The organism is Streptomyces alkaliphilus (assembly GCF_014141535.1).
Taxonomy (GTDB): Bacteria; Actinomycetota; Actinomycetes; order Streptomycetales; family Streptomycetaceae; genus Streptomyces; species Streptomyces alkaliphilus.
Window position 1 is genome coordinate 1 of the sequence record NZ_VKHT01001154.1, and the last position, 1,438, is coordinate 1,438.

The 1,438-nt window shown below is 70.0% G+C and carries 1 protein-coding gene; it reads left to right on the top strand.

From position 1 onward, the window contains the following. Nucleotides 1–671: 671 nt before the first annotated feature. Nucleotides 672–1,382 (top strand): helix-turn-helix transcriptional regulator, encoded by a 711-nt coding sequence (locus FNQ90_RS23075; RefSeq protein ID WP_182608117.1) that lies wholly within the window; start codon nt 672–674, stop codon nt 1,380–1,382. Nucleotides 1,383–1,438: the final 56 nt, after the last annotated feature.

Consider the following 1,438-nt stretch of genomic DNA (forward strand, 5'->3'; position numbering starts at 1 on the left):
CTCTCCTCCCGGCCCGGTGAGGAGGACGACCATCCGGGGAAGCCGTGAGTCGGATTCGCCGGCGACCCCCGGGAGCACACGCAAGAGGAGGGACGAGCCGGGAGTCGGCGACGCCGTCCGACGACGGTTGAGGTGCCGGCGGAGACGGTACGGGAACCGGATGGTGGGGATGGTTCCGTCGCCGGCGGCGCGTGATATTCGTCAACTTTCGACGGGCCGTCATTCGTCCCCCCGTACCGGCCCCCGGTATACGGAGCGGTACACGGAGCCGCCCCGGGGACCACCGCTCGGATCCGCGCCGCGACGACACCGCCTCCGCCCCGAGAAGAGCTCCTTTCCCCTCCTTGCCGGTGTTCTTCGCCGGTGTTCGCACGGGTGGGCACGCTCCACCGCGACCGATCGACCCTGGTATCGCGGCGCCTCCCCGCCCCCGATCCGCGCCGGTGCGGGCCCCCGATCGGCCCTCCACCGGTAACGCACCGTCAACACCACCGTCACGGAATCCCGATGGTCCGGTGCGTTCGATGACGTCGTCCTTCGGACAGTCCCACGGGGCGGGAGAGAATAGTGGTGTGATGCCCTGCAACAAAACCGCTTGTTCGAAGCGTCTTATAGACAGAGCCGCACATGTCCAGACGCCACAGCCGGCGAGCCGCCACAGGGAACGCACTATGTCCACCAGACTCCCGACCTCGGGGTTAAGCGGGGTCGAGCCCACACCCCGGGCCCCGCACCAACCCGAGAGGAACGATCGCCCCGGTCACCGGGTCCCCGTCACGATCCACAGCACGGAACCCCTCTCCCGCGAGGGCGCGGCCAGCCTCCTGGGCCGGTATCGCGAGCTCGACGTCACCGAGGATTCCGAGCTGCGTCCCGGCACGGTCGTCCTCGTGATCACGGATGTCCTCGACGGCCCCGCCCTCACTCTGCTGCGACGCGTCGCGCGCGCCGACGGAGTTCGGGCCGTCCTCGTCATCGGCGCCCTGCGCGAAGCCGAGCTCCTCGATGTGGTCGCCTGCGGGATCAGCGCCATCGTGTGGCGCCGTGAGGCGACCGGCAAGCAGTTGGCGCGGGCGGTTGTGGCGGCCGCGCGCGGCGACGGCACCCTGCCGGCCGATCTGCTCGGTCGACTGATCAATCAGGTCGGCGCGCTGCACCGTTCGGTGTCCGGCGGGGACGGCGTGCCCACCACGGGATTGACCGCTCGTGAAACGGAGGTGCTCCGCCTGGTCGCGGACGGTCTCGACACCGGTGAGATCGCCGCCGAACTGGCCTACTCCGAACGCACCATCAAGAACATCATGCACGGGCTCACCACCCGCTTCCATCTGCGGAACCGGGCACACGCCGTGGCCTACGCGATGCGCGAGGGGTACATATGACCCCGCCCTCTCTCCCGGCCGGCACCCGCCGGTGCCCCCTCGGGCAGGAACACTGC